The sequence below is a fragment of the Pseudomonas sp. 203-8 genome (assembly GCF_020708595.1).
Taxonomy (GTDB): Bacteria; Pseudomonadota; Gammaproteobacteria; order Pseudomonadales; family Pseudomonadaceae; genus Pseudomonas; species Pseudomonas aeruginosa.
Genome location: NZ_JAJFDF010000012.1, coordinates 15,606 through 32,146, shown reverse-complemented (window position 1 = coordinate 32,146; position 16,541 = coordinate 15,606). Strand labels below are relative to the sequence as shown.

The 16,541-nt window shown below is 67.5% G+C and carries 18 protein-coding genes; 11 read left to right on the top strand and 7 right to left on the bottom strand.

Annotated elements, in window-relative coordinates; genetic code table 11:
- Window position 1: 1 nt before the first annotated feature.
- From ribBA to LJF27_RS25710, 10 genes are all read left to right on the top strand, one after another.
- Window positions 2-1,099 (top strand): bifunctional 3,4-dihydroxy-2-butanone-4-phosphate synthase/GTP cyclohydrolase II, encoded by a 1,098-nt coding sequence (gene ribBA, locus LJF27_RS25755; protein ID WP_003093313.1) that lies wholly within the window; start codon window positions 2-4, stop codon window positions 1,097-1,099.
- Window positions 1,100-1,216: 117 nt separating this feature from the next.
- Window positions 1,217-1,693 (top strand): 6,7-dimethyl-8-ribityllumazine synthase, encoded by a 477-nt coding sequence (ribE, locus tag LJF27_RS25750; RefSeq protein WP_003093311.1) that lies wholly within the window; start codon window positions 1,217-1,219, stop codon window positions 1,691-1,693.
- Window positions 1,690-2,169: a transcription antitermination factor NusB gene (nusB, locus tag LJF27_RS25745; RefSeq protein ID WP_003093308.1), complete on the top strand. Its 480-nt coding sequence runs from the start codon at window positions 1,690-1,692 to the stop codon at window positions 2,167-2,169. The genes ribE and nusB overlap by 4 nt, the downstream gene beginning before the upstream one ends.
- Before the next feature lie 18 nt (window positions 2,170-2,187).
- Window positions 2,188-3,156, top strand: coding sequence for a thiamine-phosphate kinase (gene thiL / locus LJF27_RS25740; RefSeq protein WP_023117171.1), 969 nt, complete (start codon window positions 2,188-2,190; stop codon window positions 3,154-3,156).
- Window positions 3,149-3,664: a phosphatidylglycerophosphatase A gene (locus LJF27_RS25735; protein ID WP_003093304.1), complete on the top strand. Its 516-nt coding sequence runs from the start codon at window positions 3,149-3,151 to the stop codon at window positions 3,662-3,664. Before thiL ends, LJF27_RS25735 begins: the two co-directional genes overlap by 8 nt.
- An 8-nt stretch (window positions 3,665-3,672) precedes the next feature.
- Window positions 3,673-4,419, top strand: a complete 747-nt coding sequence (locus LJF27_RS25730) for a substrate-binding periplasmic protein (RefSeq protein WP_003102821.1) — start codon at window positions 3,673-3,675, stop codon at window positions 4,417-4,419.
- A 2-nt stretch (window positions 4,420-4,421) separates the two neighbouring features.
- A complete protein-coding gene (locus LJF27_RS25725; RefSeq protein ID WP_003093301.1) occupies window positions 4,422-5,066 on the top strand; it encodes a TIGR02281 family clan AA aspartic protease in 645 nt (214 codons plus the stop codon).
- A gap of 130 nt (window positions 5,067-5,196) precedes the next feature.
- Window positions 5,197-5,814: a GTP cyclohydrolase II gene (gene ribA / locus LJF27_RS25720; RefSeq protein ID WP_003110510.1), complete on the top strand. Its 618-nt coding sequence runs from the start codon at window positions 5,197-5,199 to the stop codon at window positions 5,812-5,814.
- The gene (locus LJF27_RS25715) at window positions 5,811-6,230 is read left to right on the top strand and encodes a hypothetical protein (RefSeq protein WP_003102818.1); all 420 of its coding nucleotides are present in this window, start codon (window positions 5,811-5,813) and stop codon (window positions 6,228-6,230) included. The genes ribA and LJF27_RS25715 overlap by 4 nt, the downstream gene beginning before the upstream one ends.
- Entirely contained in the window at window positions 6,230-7,027 is a 798-nt protein-coding gene (locus tag LJF27_RS25710; RefSeq protein ID WP_003102817.1) for a cobalamin-binding protein, read from the top strand. The genes LJF27_RS25715 and LJF27_RS25710 overlap by 1 nt, the downstream gene beginning before the upstream one ends.
- Window positions 7,028-7,378: 351 nt before the next feature.
- On the opposite strand, the gene dxs is transcribed toward LJF27_RS25710, so the two are convergent.
- The 3 genes from dxs to LJF27_RS25695 form a co-directional block, all read right to left on the bottom strand.
- Window positions 7,379-9,262 carry a 1-deoxy-D-xylulose-5-phosphate synthase gene (gene dxs, locus LJF27_RS25705; RefSeq protein ID WP_003102816.1) on the bottom strand — a complete coding sequence of 628 codons (1,884 nt, stop codon included), beginning with the start codon at window positions 9,260-9,262 and terminating at the stop codon, window positions 7,379-7,381.
- Between the two features lie 108 nt (window positions 9,263-9,370).
- Window positions 9,371-10,258, bottom strand: coding sequence for a polyprenyl synthetase family protein (locus LJF27_RS25700; protein WP_003114915.1), 888 nt, complete (start codon window positions 10,256-10,258; stop codon window positions 9,371-9,373).
- A complete protein-coding gene (locus tag LJF27_RS25695) occupies window positions 10,255-10,497 on the bottom strand; it encodes an exodeoxyribonuclease VII small subunit (protein ID WP_003093283.1) in 243 nt (80 codons plus the stop codon). Before LJF27_RS25695 ends, LJF27_RS25700 begins: the two co-directional genes overlap by 4 nt.
- A gap of 157 nt (window positions 10,498-10,654) precedes the next feature.
- Here LJF27_RS25695 and LJF27_RS25690 point away from each other — a divergent pair, with 157 nt between their 5' ends.
- Complete coding sequence (locus LJF27_RS25690; protein ID WP_003114914.1) at window positions 10,655-11,824, top strand: mandelate racemase/muconate lactonizing enzyme family protein; 1,170 nt, start codon at window positions 10,655-10,657, stop codon at window positions 11,822-11,824.
- Between the two features lie 231 nt (window positions 11,825-12,055).
- Here LJF27_RS25690 and LJF27_RS25685 read toward each other — a convergent pair whose 3' ends face one another.
- From LJF27_RS25685 to LJF27_RS25670, 4 genes are read right to left on the bottom strand one after another with little or no spacing between them, the layout of a single operon-like run.
- The gene (locus LJF27_RS25685; protein ID WP_003102810.1) at window positions 12,056-13,063 is read right to left on the bottom strand and encodes a DUF4340 domain-containing protein; all 1,008 of its coding nucleotides are present in this window, start codon (window positions 13,061-13,063) and stop codon (window positions 12,056-12,058) included.
- Window position 13,064: 1 nt separating this feature from the next.
- The gene (locus LJF27_RS25680; protein ID WP_003114912.1) at window positions 13,065-14,867 is read right to left on the bottom strand and encodes a GldG family protein; all 1,803 of its coding nucleotides are present in this window, start codon (window positions 14,865-14,867) and stop codon (window positions 13,065-13,067) included.
- Between the two features lie 9 nt (window positions 14,868-14,876).
- Complete coding sequence (locus LJF27_RS25675; protein WP_003102804.1) at window positions 14,877-15,611, bottom strand: ABC transporter permease; 735 nt, start codon at window positions 15,609-15,611, stop codon at window positions 14,877-14,879.
- Window positions 15,608-16,534 carry an ABC transporter ATP-binding protein gene (locus LJF27_RS25670; RefSeq protein ID WP_019726736.1) on the bottom strand — a complete coding sequence of 309 codons (927 nt, stop codon included), beginning with the start codon at window positions 16,532-16,534 and terminating at the stop codon, window positions 15,608-15,610. The genes LJF27_RS25675 and LJF27_RS25670 overlap by 4 nt, the downstream gene beginning before the upstream one ends.
- Window positions 16,535-16,541 lie beyond the last annotated feature (7 nt).

The following is a 16,541-nucleotide window of genomic DNA, read 5'->3' as shown; positions in this document are numbered from 1 at the left end:
CATGGCACTCAACACGATCGACGAACTGATCGAAGACATCCGCCAAGGCAAGATGGTCATCCTGATGGATGACGAGGACCGCGAGAACGAAGGCGACCTGATCATGGCCGCCGAATGCGTCCGCACCGAAGACATCAACTTCATGGTCAAGCATGCCCGCGGCCTGGTCTGCATGCCGATGACCCGCGAGCGTTGCGAGCGCCTCGGCCTGCCGCTGATGGTGCAGCGCAACGGCTCCGGCTTCGGCACCAAGTTCACTGTCTCCATCGAGGCCGCCGAGGGCGTCACCACCGGCATCTCCGCCGCGGACCGCGCCCGCACCGTGCAGGCTGCGGCGGCGAAGAACGCCGTGGCCGCCGACATCGTCAGCCCCGGCCACATCTTCCCGCTGATGGCCCAGCCAGGCGGTACCCTGGCTCGCGCCGGGCACACCGAGGCGGCCTGCGACCTGGCGCGGATGGCCGGGTTCGAGCCGTCCGGGGTGATCTGCGAGGTGATGAACGACGACGGCAGCATGGCTCGTCGGCCCGAACTGGAGGCGTTCGCCGCCGAGCACGGGATCAAGATCGGCACCATCGCCGACCTGATCCACTACCGGCTGATCCACGAGCGCACCGTCGAGCGCATCGCCGAGCAGCCGCTCGACAGCGAACTGGGCCACTTCAACCTGATCACCTACCGCGACTCGGTGGAGGGCGACGTGCACCTGGCGCTGACCCTCGGCAAGGTCTGCGCGGAAGAGCCGACCCTGGTTCGCGTGCATAACATGGACCCGCTGCGCGACCTGCTGCAGGTCAACCAGCCGGGCCGCTGGAGCCTGCGCGCGGCGATGACCAAGGTCGCCGAGGCGGGCAGCGGCGTGGTGCTGCTGCTCGGTCACCAGATCGGCGGCGACGACCTGCTCGCCCATGTCCGCGAGATCGCTTCGGCGCCGGCTCCGGCGCCCAAGGCCACCACCACCTACAGCACCGTCGGTGCCGGTTCGCAGATCCTGCGCGACCTCGGCGTGCGCAAGATGCGCCTGCTGAGTGCGCCGATGCGCTTCAATGCGATATCCGGTTTCGACCTGGAAGTTGTAGAATACCTGCCCGCCGAATAAGGCCTGTCCCGCCCGCCGCGTGCAAGATCGCGGTGGGCGCTATGCTGGACGGACCTTTCGACCCTTTTCGCTCGGGGCGCAACGGCGTCCCGGCTCTTTAACAGATGAGACCTGCTCATGACCCTGAAGACCATCGAAGGTACCTTCATTGCCCCCAAAGGCCGCTACGCCCTGGTGGTCGGCCGCTTCAACAGCTTCGTCGTGGAAAGCCTGGTCAGCGGCGCCGTCGACGCCCTGGTCCGCCACGGCGTGGCTGAAAGCGAGATCACCATCATCCGCGCCCCGGGTGCCTTCGAGATCCCGCTGGTGACCCAGAAGGTCGCCCAGCAAGGCGGCTTCGACGCCATCATCGCCCTCGGCGCGGTGATCCGTGGCGGCACCCCGCACTTCGAATACGTGGCTGGCGAGTGCACCAAGGGCCTGGCCCAGGTGTCCCTGCAGTTCGGCATCCCGGTCGCCTTCGGCGTCCTCACCGTCGACTCCATCGAGCAGGCCATCGAGCGCTCCGGCACCAAGGCCGGCAACAAGGGCGCCGAAGCCGCGTTGTCGGCCCTGGAAATGGTCAGCCTGCTGGCGCAGTTGGAGGCCAAGTGAGCAATCAAGACAGCGGCAACCCGGCAGCCAAGCCGCCGAAAGGCAAGACCGCCGCTCGCCGCAAGGCCCGCAGCCTGGCCGTCCAGGCCCTGTACTCCTGGCAGATCGCCGGCCAGCCCCTGCACGAGATCGAGGCGCAGTTCCGCACCGACAACGACTTCTCCGAGGTCGACGGCGCCTACTTCCACGAGATCCTGCACGGCGTGCCGCGACAGAAGAGCGAGCTGGACTCCACCTTCGAGCCCTGCCTGGACCGCCCGCTGGCCGAGATCGACCCGGTCGAGCTGGCCATCCTGCGGCTGTCCACCTACGAGCTGCGCAACCGCATCGACGTGCCCTACAAGGTAGTGATCAACGAGGGCATCGAGCTGGCCAAGACCTTCGGCGCCACCGACGGCCACAAGTTCGTCAACGGCGTGCTCGACAAGCTGGCGCCGCGCCTGCGCGCCGCCGAGCTGCGCGGCGGCAAGCGCTGATCCCGCGCCGGCGGCGTCATGGGTGAGTTCGAGCTGATCCGCCGCTTCTTCGCCGCGGCCGCCTGCGCGGCGCCGGCGGCGGACGTGACCCTCGGCATCGGCGACGACTGCGCCCTGCTGGCGCCGCCAGCCGGCGAACAACTGGCGGTCTCCACCGATACCCTGGTGGAAGGCGTGCATTTTCCCGCCGGTTGCGACCCTTTCCTTCTTGCCCAGCGCGCCCTGGCGGTCTCCGCCAGCGACCTGGCGGCGATGGGCGCCGCGCCCCTGGCCTTCACCCTGGCCCTGACCTTGCCGCAGGCCGACGCCGAGTGGTTGCAGGGCTTCGCCCGCGGCCTCGACGCCATGGCCCGGCAGTGCGGCCTGGCCCTGGTCGGCGGCGACACCACGCGCGGCCCGCTGAGCATGACCCTGACCGTATTCGGCAGGGTGCCGGCCGGCCAGGCGCTGACCCGCGCCGGTGCGCGCCCGGGCGACCTGCTCTGCGTCGGGGGCCCGCTCGGCGAGGCTGGAGCGGCGCTGGAACTGGTGCTGGAGCGAAGATCGGCGCCCGCCGAGGTGGCCGAACCGCTGCTGGCGCGCTACTGGACGCCGGCCCCGCAATTCGGTCTGGGCCTCGCCCTGCGCGGCAAGGCCAGCGCCGCCCTGGACATCTCCGACGGGCTGCTCGCCGACTGCGGGCATATCGCCCGCGCTTCCGGCGTTGCCCTGTTGGTCGAATGCCAGCGCTTGCAGGCAAGCGCCGCGTTGAGCGGCCTGCTCGCCGGCGAGGAAGCCTTGCGCCAGCAACTGGCCGCCGGCGACGACTACGTGCTGGTTTTCACCCTGCCGCCTGAGTACCTTGGCGAGATTCGCGCCGCGTGGCCGGCCACGGCCGTCATCGGCCGGGTCGAGGCGGGACAGGGGGTGCGCCTGCTCGACGCCGACGGAAAGGAACTCATACCGGCCGCGGCCGGTTACCAACATTTCGGAACCCAACGTGACTGAGCATCCTGATCAGGCGCCGGCGCAGCCGGTGCCGCCGTCGGTCTGGCGCAATCCCTGGCATTTCCTCGCCTTCGGCTTCGGCTCCGGCACCCTGCCCAAGGCGCCGGGCACCTGGGGGTCGCTGGTGGCCATCCCGTTCATCCCGCTGTGGCAGATGCTGCCGGACTGGGGCTACTGGCTGATGCTGGGAGTGACCATGCTGTTCGGCTTCTGGCTGTGCGGCAAGGTCGCCGACGACCTGCGCGTGCACGACCACGAAGGCATCGTCTGGGACGAGATGGTCGGCATGTGGATAACCCTCTGGCTGGTGCCGGAGGGCTGGTGGTGGCTGCTGATCGGCTTCGTCGTGTTCCGCATCGTGGATATTCTCAAGCCCTGGCCGATCAGTTGGGTGGACCGCAACGTGCACGGCGGCGTCGGGATCATGCTCGACGACGTCCTGGCCGGGGTATTCGCCTGGCTGGTCATGCAGGGTCTAGTCTGGGGATGGGTACACTGGCTGGTCTGAGGCCTCCCATGCGTCTGCTCGTCCTGTTCTGCTGCCTGTGGCTGCTGCCCGGCGTCGCTTCCGCCGCCCCCTCCGTGGGCGAGATCCGCGTGGTCAGCGAAACCTGGACGCGCTACACCCAGGAGGACGGTCGCGGGGTGGCCTGGGACCTGTTGCGGGCCGTCTACGAGCCGGCCGGGGTACGCCTGCGGATCGCCAACGAGCCCTATACCCGGGCGGTCGGCCTGGTCCTGCGCGGCGAGGCCGACGCCTGGGTCGGCGCCTACCGCGGGGAAATCGACGAAGCGCTTTATCCTCGCTGGCCCTATGACGTCGATCCGATCGCCGTGCTTTCCCTGAAAGACAATCCGCCGCCGCCACTGGAGGGCCTGAGCCGGTTCCGCCTGTCATGGATGCGTGGCTACGCCTTCGCCCGCTATTTCCCTACCCTGACCCCGCACAGCGAGTTGCAGCGCCGCACCTCGGCGCTGCCGATGCTGCTCAACCACCGGGTCGACTATTTCATCGATTCGCGTCCGGAACTCGAGGAAATGCTCGCAGGGGCCGGAGCGCTGGCGGCTGAGTACCGCATCACCGACGTCACTCGGTTGCCGCTGTATCTTGGCTTCTCCGATTCCCCCAGGGGCCGTGAGCTGCTGGCGCTGTTCGACCGGCGCATGCGGCAGTTGCATGCCAGCGGCGAGCTGGAGCGGATCTTCGCCCGCTGGAACTGGCCCTATGCGCCGTTGAAGGCAATCCTGCCACCCAAGGAGTGATCATGCTGCGGCTGTGCGTCGCCCTGTTTTCCAGCGTTCTCGCGTTGTCCTCGCTGGCCGCGCCCCAGGTGTTCGTGGTCGGCCTGTTCCCCGGCGCGGCGGTACTCAACGTCGATGGCCAGCGCAAGCTGGTCAGGGTCGGCCAGACCGGCCCGCAGGGCGTCCAGGTGGTCAGCGCCGACAGCCGCAAGGCGGTGCTGCGGATCGACGGCGTCGAGCGCACCTACGAACTGAGCCGCGAATACAACGAGGCAGGCTATTCGGCGCCGCAGCGGCAAAGCTTCAGCATCGCCCGCGGTACGGGCGGGCACTATTGGGTGGCTGGCTCGGTGAACGGGCAGAACATGCAGTTCCTGGTGGATACCGGCGCCACCAGCATCGCCATGAACGAGAACGAGGCGCGCCGCCTGGGTATCGATTACCGGGTGGACGGCAAGCCGATGGTCGCCTCCACTGCCAGCGGAACCTCGCGCGGCTGGCGGGTGACCCTGGACCGGGTGAAGATCGGCGGTATCGAGTTGCTGGGTGTCGAGGCGGCGGTGATCGAGGGTGGCTATCCGACCGAAGCCCTGCTCGGCATGAGTTTCCTCAACCGGGTGCGTTGGCGCGAGGAACAGGGAATGCTGCTTATCGAGGCCAAGCATTGAATGTCGCTCGCTCATAACCCGGGGTTCTATTCATCGTCCATCTCGATAGGTATTTGCGGCATTTCGAGCTGACCGGGCGCCGGACGCTGCTGGTACAATGGCGGACTTCCGTTTCCCTAGGAGTTCCCCGGTGTCCGTCGTGTTCGTCGCCGCCTCCAAACTGCCGACTCCCTTCGGCGAATTCACCATGCATGGTTTCCTCGACGAGGAGAGCGGCAAGGAACATGTAGCCCTGAGCATGGGCGACATCGCCGATGGCGCGCCGGTGCTTGGTCGCCTGCATTCCGAATGCCTGACCGGCGACGCGCTGTTCAGCCTGCGCTGCGATTGCGGTTTCCAGCTGGAAGGCGCGCTTGCCGCCATCGCCGAGGAGGGCCGCGGCGTGCTCCTCTACCTGCGCCAGGAAGGTCGCGGCATCGGCCTGCTGAACAAGATCCGTGCCTATGAATTGCAGGATGGCGGTGCCGACACCGTCGAGGCGAACCTGCAACTGGGTTTTGGCGCCGACCAGCGCGACTACGCCATGTGCCAGCCGATGCTCGCGCACCTGGGCGTCTCCTCCCTGCGCCTGATGACCAACAATCCGCGCAAGGTCAAGGCGCTGGAAAGCTACGCCATCACCGTGGCGGAGCGCGTGCCGCTGCAAAAGGGCCTGAACAAGCACAACAGGCGCTACCTGGCGACCAAGGCCGGCAAGCTCGGGCACATGCTCGGCAGCCTGCACCAGGGCGAGGCGGAAACCACGTGAGTCGCCAGCAAGCCCGCGGCGCGCTGGGACGTGCCTGGTGGTTGCAACTGGCGTTGGCGCTGTTGCCGCTGATCCTGGTCGAGTTCTTCCTCGGCGAACTGCAACCCCTTCCCCATGGCCTGGCGATGCCGCTGTTCATCGCCGCGCTGCTGTCGATGTTCGTCAACCTGCCGCTGTTCGGTGCCTACAAGCGTGGTCTCATCGCCACCCAGAAAGCGCTGGATACAGCGGAGGAAGCCGCCGCCTGGACCCGTCTGGCGCAGGTGCGCCGCAAGGCCCTGTTCGGCGCCAGCCTGCCGGCCTGGATCGGCGTGCCGGGTGTGTTCGCCGGGCTCAACGGCGTTGCGCTGATCCTGCTCGGGGTCACCAGCCTGGTGCTGTTCTGGCTCTACCGTATTCCGCGTCAACTCGGTTGATGCGCTCGTTCTGGCTGCTCGCCTGCCTGCTCCTCAGCCTTTCCGCCGGGGCGGCGCAGCGGGTGGTCAGCCTGGCGCCTTCGCTGACCGACAGCGTCCTCGAACTCGGCGCAGCGCGCCGCCTGGTCGGCGTGCTGGATGGCGGCGAGCGTCCGGCGGCGATTGGCGACCTGCCTTCCGTCGGCCGCTACGGCCAGGTCAATCTCGAACGCCTGCTGGAACTGCAGCCCGACCTGATCCTGGTCTGGCCCGGCAGCGTGCCCGAGGCGCAGTTGCAGCGCCTGCGGGACTTCGGCATCGCCCTCTTCATCGCCGAACCGCACAGCCTCGACGAACTGGCCCTGCAACTGGCTGCGCTGGGCGAGGCATTGGGCGAGGCCGAGGCCGGCCAGCGGTTGTCGGCCAGGTTCCGCGAAGGCATGCGGCGCCTGGCCGAGCGCTACCGGCGGGACAAGCCGCTGAAAGTGTTCTACCAGGTCTGGGACCGGCCGCTGTACACCATTGGCGGACGCCAGGTGATCAGCGATGCGCTGCGCGTCTGCGGCGCCGAGAACCTATTCGGCGACCTGCCGCAGCCGGCGCCGCAGGTCAGCGTCGAGGCGGTTCTGGCGCGCGATCCGGCGGTCATCGTCGCCGGCAGTCACGCCCAGCTCGAACTCTGGCGGCAATGGCCGGCGCTGGCGGCGACGCGGCGCGGACAGCTGTACCGGATCGAAGACAAGAACCTCGAGCGGCCGAGCTTCGCCATGCTGGCGGCGACCGAGAAACTCTGCCGCTCGCTCGCCGGGGCGCGCTGAATGCTTGCCGGTATCGCGCGCTGTATCGGCGGATAACGCCGGCGGCGTTGTTCGCCCTACGGGCAATTGGGGGGTAGGGCGAATAACCGCAACGCGGTTATCGCTGCCAGTCGGCGGGGTATGTCGGTATGGTGGTGTATCGGCAGATAACGCCGGTGGCGTTATTCGCCCTACGGCAATTGGGGGGTAGGGCGAATAACCGCAACGCGGTTATCGCTGCCAGTCGGCGGGGCATGTCGGTATGGTGGTGTATCGGCGGATAACGCCGGTGGCGTTATTCGCCCTACGGCAATTGGGGGGTAGGGCGAATAACCGCAACGCGGTTATCCGCCGTTGTCGCTGGGTTTGGCGCTACTGCCGGTCGAGACGCTGGCGTACTGCCTTTTCGATGCCCGCGGCATCCAGGCCGCATTCGGCGAGCATCTCGCTGGGCTTGGCGTGTTCGACGTAGTAGTCGGGCAGGCCCAGTTGCAGCAGCGGGACTTCGAGGCCCTCGCTGGCGAGGAACTCGCCGACCGCCGAGCCGGCGCCGCCCATCACGGCGTTTTCCTCGATGGTCACCAGCAGTTCGTGGCTGCCCGCCAATTCGCGTACCAGGGCTTCGTCGAGGGGTTTGACGAAACGCATGTCGACGACCGTGGCGTCGAGGCTTTCGGCGACCTTCATCGCCTCCGCCAACTGCACGCCGAAGACCAGCAGTGCGACCCTGCCGCCGCGCCGACGGACCACGCCCTTGCCGATCTCCACCGGTTGCAGGTCCGGATCGATCGGATGGTTGGGGCCGCTGCCGCGCGGATAGCGCACCGCGGCCGGGCCATCGAACAGGTAGCCGGTGGTGAGCAGCTTGCGCAGCTCGTCCTCGTCGCTGGGGGTCATCACCAGCATGCCGGGGATGCAGCGCAGGTAGGAGATGTCGAAGCTACCGGCGTGGGTCGGGCCGTCCTCGCCGACCAGGCCGGCGCGGTCGATGGCGAACAGCACGTCGAGGTGCTGCACGGCGACGTCATGGATCAACTGGTCGTAGGCGCGCTGGAGGAAGGTCGAGTAGATCGCTACCACCGGCTTCATGCCCTCGCAGGCCATGCCGGCGGCCAGGGTCACGGCATGCTGTTCGGCGATGGCGACGTCGAAGTAGCGTTCCGGATAACGTTCGCTGAAGGCCACCAGGTCGGAACCTTCCTTCATCGCCGGGGTGATGCCGAGCAGGCGCGCGTCCTGGGCGGCCATGTCGCACAGCCACTGGCCGAAGACGCTGGAATACTTGGGTCCGCCGGTCTTCTTCGGCGCACTGCCGGGAGCTTCCAGCTTGGTGATCGCGTGGTAGCCGATCGGATCCAGTTCGGCCGGGGCGAAGCCCTTGCCTTTCTTGGTCACCACATGGAGGAACTGCGGGCCCTTCATGTCGCGCATGTTGCGCAGGGTAGCCACCAGGGTCGGCAGGTCGTGGCCGTCGATCGGGCCTATGTAGTTCCAGCCGAGCTCCTCGAACAGGGTGCCGGGGACCAGCATGCCCTTGGCGTATTCCTCGGTGCGCCGGGCGATCTCCCAGGCCCCGGGCAGGCGCGAGAGCACCTTCTTGCTGCCCTCGCGCATGCTGCTATAGGTGCGGCTGGATAGGATCTTCGCCAGGTAGTTGGAGAGCCCGCCGACGTTGTGCGAGATCGACATGTCGTTGTCGTTGAGGATCACCAGCATGTCGGCGTCGACTTCCGAGGCGTGGTTGAGTGCCTCGAAGGCCATGCCGGCGGTCAGCGCACCGTCGCCGATCACGGCCACCGACTTACGCTCCTTGCCTTGCAGGCGGGCGGCGATGGCCATGCCCAGGGCGGCGCTGATGGAGGTGCTGGAGTGGCCGACGCCGAAGGTGTCGTACTCGCTCTCTGCGCGGCGCGGGAAGGCCGCCAGGCCGTTCTTCTGGCGCAGGGTGCCCATCAGCTCGCGGCGCTCGGTGAGGATCTTGTGCGGATAGGCCTGGTGGCCGACGTCCCAGACCAGGCGGTCGTCCGGAGTGTCGAAGACGTAGTGCAGGGCAATGGTCAGCTCGACCACGCCGAGGCCGGCGCCGAAATGACCGCCGGTCTGGCCGACGGTATACAGCAGGTACTGGCGCAGCTCGTCGGCCAGGGTTTCCAGGTCCGCCTCGCCCAGCCGGCGCAGTTCGGCCGGCGAAGAGGCGCGGTCGAGCAGGGGCGTGGCGGGGCGCTCGCGGGGAATCTCATGGAGCGTCTTGGGCATCAGGCTGTCGTTATGCAATCCGGAGAGGCCAGCAGTTTACCTGATGCACCGGCCGCGCCCAAGCAAGGGAGCCCCTACCTTTGCCGGGGACTTCCGACGACCCGTCGGTCAGTTGCGTCGCTCGACGATGTAGCGGGCCAGTTGGCGCAGCGGGTCGGCGCTCGGCGGAAAACCGTCGAGGGCGGCCAGGGCCAGGTCGCGCAGCTCCAGGGCATAGCCTTTGGCGGCCTCCAGGCCGAGCAGGGCGGGATAGGTCGGCTTGTTGTGCGCCTGGTCCTTGCCCTGGGTCTTGCCGAGGGTGGCGGTGTCGCTTTCCACGTCGAGGATGTCGTCCTGCACCTGGAAGGCCAGGCCGATCGCTTCGGCGTAGCGCTCCAGGGCGGCCAGCGAGGCGGGCTCGGCGCGACCGCTGGCGAGGGCGCCGAGGCGCACGCTGGCTTCGATCAGCGCGCCGGTCTTGTGCCGGTGCATGACTTCCAGGGCCGCCTGGTCGAGGGCCACGCCGACCGAGCCGAGGTCGATCGCCTGGCCGCCGACCATGCCGGCGGAGCCTGCGGCGCGCGCCAGGCGGGTGAGCATTTCCAGACAGACGGCATGTTCCTGCGGATTGCGCCGGGTGTCGGCGAGCACTTCGAAGGCCAGCGCCTGCAAGCCGTCGGCGGCGAGGATCGCGGTGGCTTCGTCGAAGGCCCGGTGGGTGGTCGGCTGGCCACGGCGCAGGTCGTCGTCGTCCATCGCCGGCAGGTCGTCGTGGACCAGCGAGTAGGCATGGATCAGCTCCACCGCGCAGGCCGCGGCGTCGGCGCGCTGCGGCGCTCCGCCGAGGGCCTCGCAGGCGGCGTAGGCGAGCAGCGGGCGAACCCGCTTGCCACCGTTCATCACGCTGTAGCGCATGGCCTCGTAGAGGCGTTGCAGTTCTTCGCGGGGAGCGACGAACAGGGCGTCCAGGGCGGCATCGACGCGCGCCTGGCAGCGCGCCTGGTAGGCCGCGATCATGCCTCGTCGCCTTCCGCATCGAACGGCGCTTCGCTGAGCTCGCCGTCGCGTTCGAGGAGGATCTGTACCTTCTGTTCGGCCTGGCTCAGCGACGTCTGGCATTCGCGGGTCAGGCGGATGCCCTGCTCGAAGGCGCCCAGCGACTCTTCCAGCGACAGCTCGCCGCTTTCCAGGCGTTCCACCAGGGTTTGCAGCTCGGTGAGGGACTGTTCGAAATCGAGGGTTTTCTTGCGGGCCATCGGGGGAGTCTCGGCGAGGTGTACAAAACCCCGCGACACTAGCAGAGGGGCGGGGGCCGGGCAAATCGGCGGAAGGTCGCTACGACCGATCGGGACGACCATGGCGGCGGCCTTGGCTAAGGTGGAGAGAGGTCCAGCGAGGAGGAGCCGACAGGCGATGCGCATCCAGGAGGTCCGGGAACGCAGTATTCCCCTTTCCCGTTACGCCGGCGTGGCGGCTGCCACCGGTGGTTTGAGCACCAGCCTGGTGGCGGTGCTCACCGATATCGTGCGCGACGGTCGGCGTGTGGTCGGCTACGGCCACGCCTCGGTAGGGCGCTACGCCCAGGGCGGGCTGATCCGCGAGCGTTTCGCCCCGCGCCTGCTGGGGGCTCCGGCGGACAGCCTGGCGAGCGACGACGGCAGTGGCATCGATCCGTTGCGTGCCTGGGACCTGATGATGCGCGACGAGAAGCCCGGCGGCCACGGCGAACGCTGCGTCGCGGTGGGCGCCCTGGACATGGCGCTGTGGGATGCCGCGGCCAAGGCCGCCGGCCTGCCGCTGCATCGCTTCCTGGCGCGACGCCTGGGGCTGGCGGAAGACTATCCGCAGCGCGTACCGGTCTACGCCGGCGGCGGCTACCCCTATCCGCACGACGACCTGGGACGCCTGGAAGAGGAACTGCGGCGCTTCGTCGATCTCGGCTACACCCACGCCAAGATCAAGATCGGCGCGGCCGGGCTGGACCAGGACCGGCGCCGTATCGACAGGGCGCTGCGGGTTCTCGGCGACGCTTCGCGGCTGGCGGTCGACGCGATGAACCGCTACGACGCGGAGGGCGCGGTCGACGCAGCGAAAGCCCTGGCGCCGCTGGGGTTGTGGTGGTTCGAGGACATCTGCGACCCCCACGATTTCCCTACCCAGGCCGAAGTGGCGGATATCTATCCGGGGCCCATCGGTGCCGGCGAGGCCTTGTTCTCTCTGGCCGAGGCTCGCTTGCTGGATCTCTATGGCGGCGTGCGGCGGGAGCGCGACGTGCTGGTGTTCGACCCCGTGCATTGCTATGGCCTGCCGGGCTACCTGGCGATACTCGACCACCTGTGCGCCCGGGGTTGGCCGCGCGCGGCCTTCCGCCCGCACGCCGGCTACCTGTTCAGCCTGCACTTGGTGGCGGCCCTGCGCCTGGGCTGGGCCGAGGCTACGCCGTCGGCTTTCCGGCCATTCGACGATTTCGCCGGTGCCCTGCCGTTTTCCTCGGGATTGGCGGGATTGCCACAATCGCCTGGTATCGGCTTCGAGCGCCAGGCGACACTTGCCGGGCTGTTCCGCAAGCTTCTGGAGGCCTAGAGAACGGCGGTTGGCTGGGGTTGTGCGGAGGCATTAAAAAAGCCGGCTTGTGGCCGGCTTTTCTGGGGTGGGGTTGGCTTACTTCTGATAAGCCGCGCCTGCCTTAGGAATTCTGCATCGACGAGCCGAGGGCTCGTGAAGGAAGCGCTACTCTAGCAAACTCGGCCAGTCCTGCCCAGCATCCCGCGGGGCTCTATTTCGCCGGCTGCGAGCGGCGCCTGGCGAGAGCGCTCAGCACTTGGGCGACGAGGGCTTGGCCGGCTTGCTTTGCTTCACCGGCGATGCCTTGGGTGGCTGGGGCGCGGGAGCGGTATCCGGACTCAGACCCTCCACGCGGTAGCGCCAACCCTTGACGGCTGAGACCTGCCCGTCGGCGAAGCCCTTGCTGTCGGTCAGTTGCAACCAGTACTGGCGCTCCAGTTCCAGAAGCTGGCCCTGCAGCGTGCCGCCGGCGAAACTCTTGAGCGTGAAGGTCAGCAGCGGTTTTTGCCGCGAGGCCTTGGCCGGCGCGACCTCCAGCAGCCTGAGCGCAGCGAACAGGCGTGCGGCCTGCTCGGCTTCCGCCTCGCCCATCAACTGTGGCCTGGATGGGAACTGTCGCAGGCGGATGCCATCGTCCTTTTCACTGGCTCGGGAAATGTTCAGCCGTACGCCGTTGCCATAGGACAGGGTCAGTTCGCGCAACTGTTCGAATGGCAGGTCGGTCAACCGAGGGTCGAGCAGGGCCAGGTCGTTGACCGGCAGGCCGACCGTTCGGTCGATCAGCCAGGCCCCCTCATCGTCGGCCTGCCTGACCAACTGCCCGCCCTGCGAGGTGCGCTTGCCCAGCAACAGGACCAGCGGCGGCGCGTCGCCGCGCTCCAGGGTGATCCGGCTGGCCTGGCCCTTGCCCTGGTCGGAGAGTCCCATGCGTTCGCGGTTTTCCGGCGAGGCGCTCTTTTCCTCCAGCAGGCGCGCGTCGGCCAGGCTGCGCAACAGCTGCCGGATGGTTTCCCCCGAGGCGGGATAGCCGTCCTTGCTGGCGAGCGTCCAGTCCTTGCCATCGCGCCTGGCGCGGATCGTCGGTTGGCCGGGGGTGGCGATGCACAGCGCGGTCACCTGGTGCGGTTTCAGCCCTGGCAGCCAGGCGCGGCTCGCAGGCGGTTGCGCGGGCGGTTGCTGCCGTTCGTGGAGCCAGCCCAAGATTCCGGCGAACAGCGCCAGGGCGAGAGCGAGTCCCGCTACGTTACGCAGGCGCATGTCAGCCCCTCCTCCGGCGCATGCTGCGCCAGCTCCAATGCAGCAGGAGGAACAGGGTGAGCAGTGCCGGCAGCAGGACCGTATTGGCCAGTTTCACCTGTTCCCCCAGGCGCTCGACATCGGCATTCAGCTGGAACTGCAATTGACGCAGTTGCTGGCGGATGCGCAATTTGTCATCGATGAAGCGGCGCAGCGTCGCTTCCATTTCCGGAGTCACCTCCTGGTCGCCGGCGTCCATCGATTGCTGCAAGGTGCGCAGGTTCCTGTCGGTGTCGTTGAGGCTTTGCTGCAGCGCGTTGAGCTGTTCCTGGGCGCGCAGCCCGGCCTCGCGGCGGAGCGCTTCCACGCGGGTGAACGGGCGCTTCGTATGGCCTCGCGAGCGTAGGTCGATCAGCGCGTCCGAACCGGAGAGGTAGTCGAGGGCATTGCCGACGAACAGGTCGTTGTCCGCCCATACCTGCGGCTCATTGTGGCCGGGCTGTTCCTGGAGCCAGAGCGGATTGCTCAGCAGGTCCGTATCGGCGACCAACAGCACATGGATGTTCGCGCTGTCGCTCAGGCCTTCGCCTTGCTTCCCGCGGTCCGCAGGGAAGGCACTCGTCGCCGGCCCCTCGACCTTGGCGGCCAGCACGTAGCGTTCCCCGGTCGGGACCAGGGTCGCGTTGAGCTGCTCCGTCGAGGATTGGCGGAAGCGTTCCAGCGACAGCGGCATGCTGTGCGCCGAGCTGTGCAGCAACGGAATGAAGCGCGTCGAGGCTCCGCCGAGAGGTTCGAGCAGGCCGACGCTGGCGAGGTTGAGGCTTTCCAGGCCGGTGGTCAGCACGTTGTCGTGGGGGAACGTGTCGCCGGGGAGGTGTAGCCAGGTCGGATTGCGCTCCGGGCGACGTTCGGCGTTGGGCTTGATCATGGCGAACGAGGCATCCGCCAGCAGGGTATCCGGCCGCAACTGGACGCCCCAGGAGCGCAGCAACGGGGCCAGGTCGGAGCTTTTCCCGCCGTCTGCATCGGCGAGACTCAGAGGGTCGACGAAGGCCAGCAGCTTGCCGCCGCGCAGGACGAACTGGTCGATGGCGTATTGGGTCTGTTCGGACAATTGCCTGGGGTGCACCAGCATCAACACCGAGACTTCGGCGGGGATTTCCGTCGAAGCGAGCCCCAGGGTGCGGATGTCGAACTGTTGGTAGAGCTTGTCCATCATCGCCCAGGGCCTGCTGCCCGGCTGCCCGTCGGTGGGCGCCTGCCCGGTCATCGGCAGCGAGCTCATCAGGCCGACTACCGTGCGTTCCCGCTGTGCGAGTGCCTGGACCAGGCGGCTGAGATCGTATTCCAGAAGCGGCTCTTCTTCCGGCGAGAAGAACGGGATCACCTGGAGGCCGTCGGTCGGGTTGGTGGCCGCCAGGCCAAAGTAGATGGCTTCGCCATTCGGGCCGATGGGCGGCGCCTGCAGGCCGAAGCGCGCGGCACGGTCCTCGTCGTCGGAGAATGGCAGGGGATCGATCACGAACAATCGGACATTGCCATGGCTCCGCCGTGCATAGAGGTCCAGCACCTCCTCGACGCGGCGGGCGTAGTTGCGCAGGGCGGGCAGATCACTGGCGCGGCTTTTCGAAAAGAACAGGTAGAGGTTGAGCGGTTCGTCGAGACTGTCGAGGACTTCCTGGGTGCCGGCGCTGAAGGTGTAGAGCTTCTGCTGGGTGAGGTCGAACTGCTGGTCGCGCAGCAGCAGGCTGGACAGCAGGTTGAAAGCGAGGAACAGCAGGCCGACCAGCAGCAGGCCGACGCCCGAGTACAGGGTTCGTTTCATGGATGTTTCCTACGCTGCCTTTTTCAGGTCGATGACGATGGTGGTGGCGACCAGCCAGGCGACGATCAGGCTGCAGAAGTAGGCCAGGTCGCGGACGTCGAGCACGCCCCGGCCGAGCGCCTCGAAACGGACCAGCACGCTCAGCGAGGCAATGCCGTCCAGCAGCCATTGCGGAAGCCAGCCGGAGAGCGCCTGTTGTACGTGGGGAGTGCCGGCGCCGACGAATAGCAGGCAGACGAGAACGGTCAGGGCAAAGGCGATGATCTGGTTCTTCGCCAGCGCCGACATGCAGGATCCGATGGCCAGGTAGCCGCCGGACAGCAGCCAGCCGGCCAGGTAGCCGGCGATGATCGCGCCGTTGTCGGGCGAGCCGAGGTAGTTCACCGTCAGCGGCATCGGGAAGGTCAGCAGCAACGCCAGCCCGGCGCAGAACCAGGCCGCGAGGAACTTGCCGGTGACCAGGGTGGCGCGGGAGACGGGCAGGGTCATCAGCATCTCGATGGAGCCGGACTTGCGCTCCTCGGCCCACAGGCGCATGGCCAGCGCGGGGATCAGCAGGAGGTAGAGCCAGGGCAGGCTGGAAAAGAACGGCGCCAGGTCGGCCTGGCCGCGCTCGAAGAAATCGCCCAGGTAGAAGGTGGCCACGCCGGAGAGGACGAGGAATACCAGGGTGAACACATAGGCGAGCGGCGTGGCGAAGTAGCTGCCCAGCTCGCGTCTGAAAATGGTGCCGATGGCGGTCATGCGGGGTTTTCTCGGGTCAGTTGGCGGAACACTTCTTCCAGTTGGCCGTGTTCGGTACGCACCCCGGATACCCGCCAGCCGCTGCCGTGGATCAGGCGGTTGAGCGCGGGAAGGATCTGCGCGCCGGGGCGGGCCAGAATGGTCAGGGTGCCGGCCCGGTCGGGGCGTCCTTCGATACCGGCGACGCCGGGGAGCATGGCGATGGCCAGCGGGTCTACCGGTGCTTCGATGCTGAGGCTGACGGCATGGTGGTAGCGGCTGCGGGTCCTGAGTTCGCCCGGGGTGTTGTCGGCCAGCAGGCGGCCGCCGTTGATCACCAGGGCGCGGCTGCACATGAACGAGACTTCCTCGAGGATGTGCGTGGAAATCACCACGATCTTGCTTTCCGAGAGGTTCTTCACCAGTTGCCGGACCTGGTGCTTCTGATTCGGGTCGAGGCCGTCGGTGGGCTCGTCGAGCAGGAGCAGCTCGGGATCGTGGAGGATCGCCTGGGCCAGCGCGACGCGGCGCTTGAAGCCCTTGGACAGGGTTTCGATGATGCTCCTGCGCTCATCCCGCAGATCCATGCAGTCCATGGCGCTGTCGATGCGCCGACGTTTTTCCCGTCCGCTGTAGTCGCGGATGGACGCGACGAAGGCGAGAAAGCCCTCGACCGTCATTTCTCCGTAGCTGGGAGCGTTCTCCGGCAGGTAGCCGATCAGCTTCTGTGCCTGGCGCGCCTTGTCCTGCATGTCGAAGCCGAAGATGCGTACGCTGCCGGCGCTCGGCGCGAGGAAGCCGGAAAGCATCTTCAGGGTGGTCGACTTGCCCGCTCCGTTGGGGCCGAGGAGACCGACGATCTCTCCCCGGTCGATGCGGAAGCTCAAGTCGTTTACCACCGTCCGGCCGGAAAAGCGTTTGCTCAGTCTGTCTATGTCGATCATGGTTTCA

Excerpts from the sequence above, each read along its gene's own strand:
- ribBA (WP_003093313.1), top strand. The coding sequence starts at position 2 with ATGGCACTCAACACGATCGACGAACTGATCGAAGACATCCGCCAAGGC.
- ribE (WP_003093311.1), top strand. The coding sequence starts at position 1,217 with ATGACCCTGAAGACCATCGAAGGTACCTTCATTGCCCCCAAAGGCCGC.
- thiL (WP_023117171.1), top strand. The coding sequence starts at position 2,188 with ATGGGTGAGTTCGAGCTGATCCGCCGCTTCTTCGCCGCGGCCGCCTGC.
- LJF27_RS25730 (WP_003102821.1), top strand. The coding sequence starts at position 3,673 with ATGCGTCTGCTCGTCCTGTTCTGCTGCCTGTGGCTGCTGCCCGGCGTC.
- LJF27_RS25725 (WP_003093301.1), top strand. The coding sequence starts at position 4,422 with ATGCTGCGGCTGTGCGTCGCCCTGTTTTCCAGCGTTCTCGCGTTGTCC.
- LJF27_RS25710 (WP_003102817.1), top strand. The coding sequence starts at position 6,230 with ATGCGCTCGTTCTGGCTGCTCGCCTGCCTGCTCCTCAGCCTTTCCGCC.
- dxs (WP_003102816.1), bottom strand. The coding sequence starts at position 9,262 with ATGCCCAAGACGCTCCATGAGATTCCCCGCGAGCGCCCCGCCACGCCC.
- LJF27_RS25700 (WP_003114915.1), bottom strand. The coding sequence starts at position 10,258 with ATGATCGCGGCCTACCAGGCGCGCTGCCAGGCGCGCGTCGATGCCGCC.
- LJF27_RS25695 (WP_003093283.1), bottom strand. The coding sequence starts at position 10,497 with ATGGCCCGCAAGAAAACCCTCGATTTCGAACAGTCCCTCACCGAGCTG.
- LJF27_RS25690 (WP_003114914.1), top strand. The coding sequence starts at position 10,655 with ATGCGCATCCAGGAGGTCCGGGAACGCAGTATTCCCCTTTCCCGTTAC.
- LJF27_RS25685 (WP_003102810.1), bottom strand. The coding sequence starts at position 13,063 with ATGCGCCTGCGTAACGTAGCGGGACTCGCTCTCGCCCTGGCGCTGTTC.
- LJF27_RS25680 (WP_003114912.1), bottom strand. The coding sequence starts at position 14,867 with ATGAAACGAACCCTGTACTCGGGCGTCGGCCTGCTGCTGGTCGGCCTG.
- LJF27_RS25675 (WP_003102804.1), bottom strand. The coding sequence starts at position 15,611 with ATGACCGCCATCGGCACCATTTTCAGACGCGAGCTGGGCAGCTACTTC.
- LJF27_RS25670 (WP_019726736.1), bottom strand. The coding sequence starts at position 16,534 with ATGATCGACATAGACAGACTGAGCAAACGCTTTTCCGGCCGGACGGTG.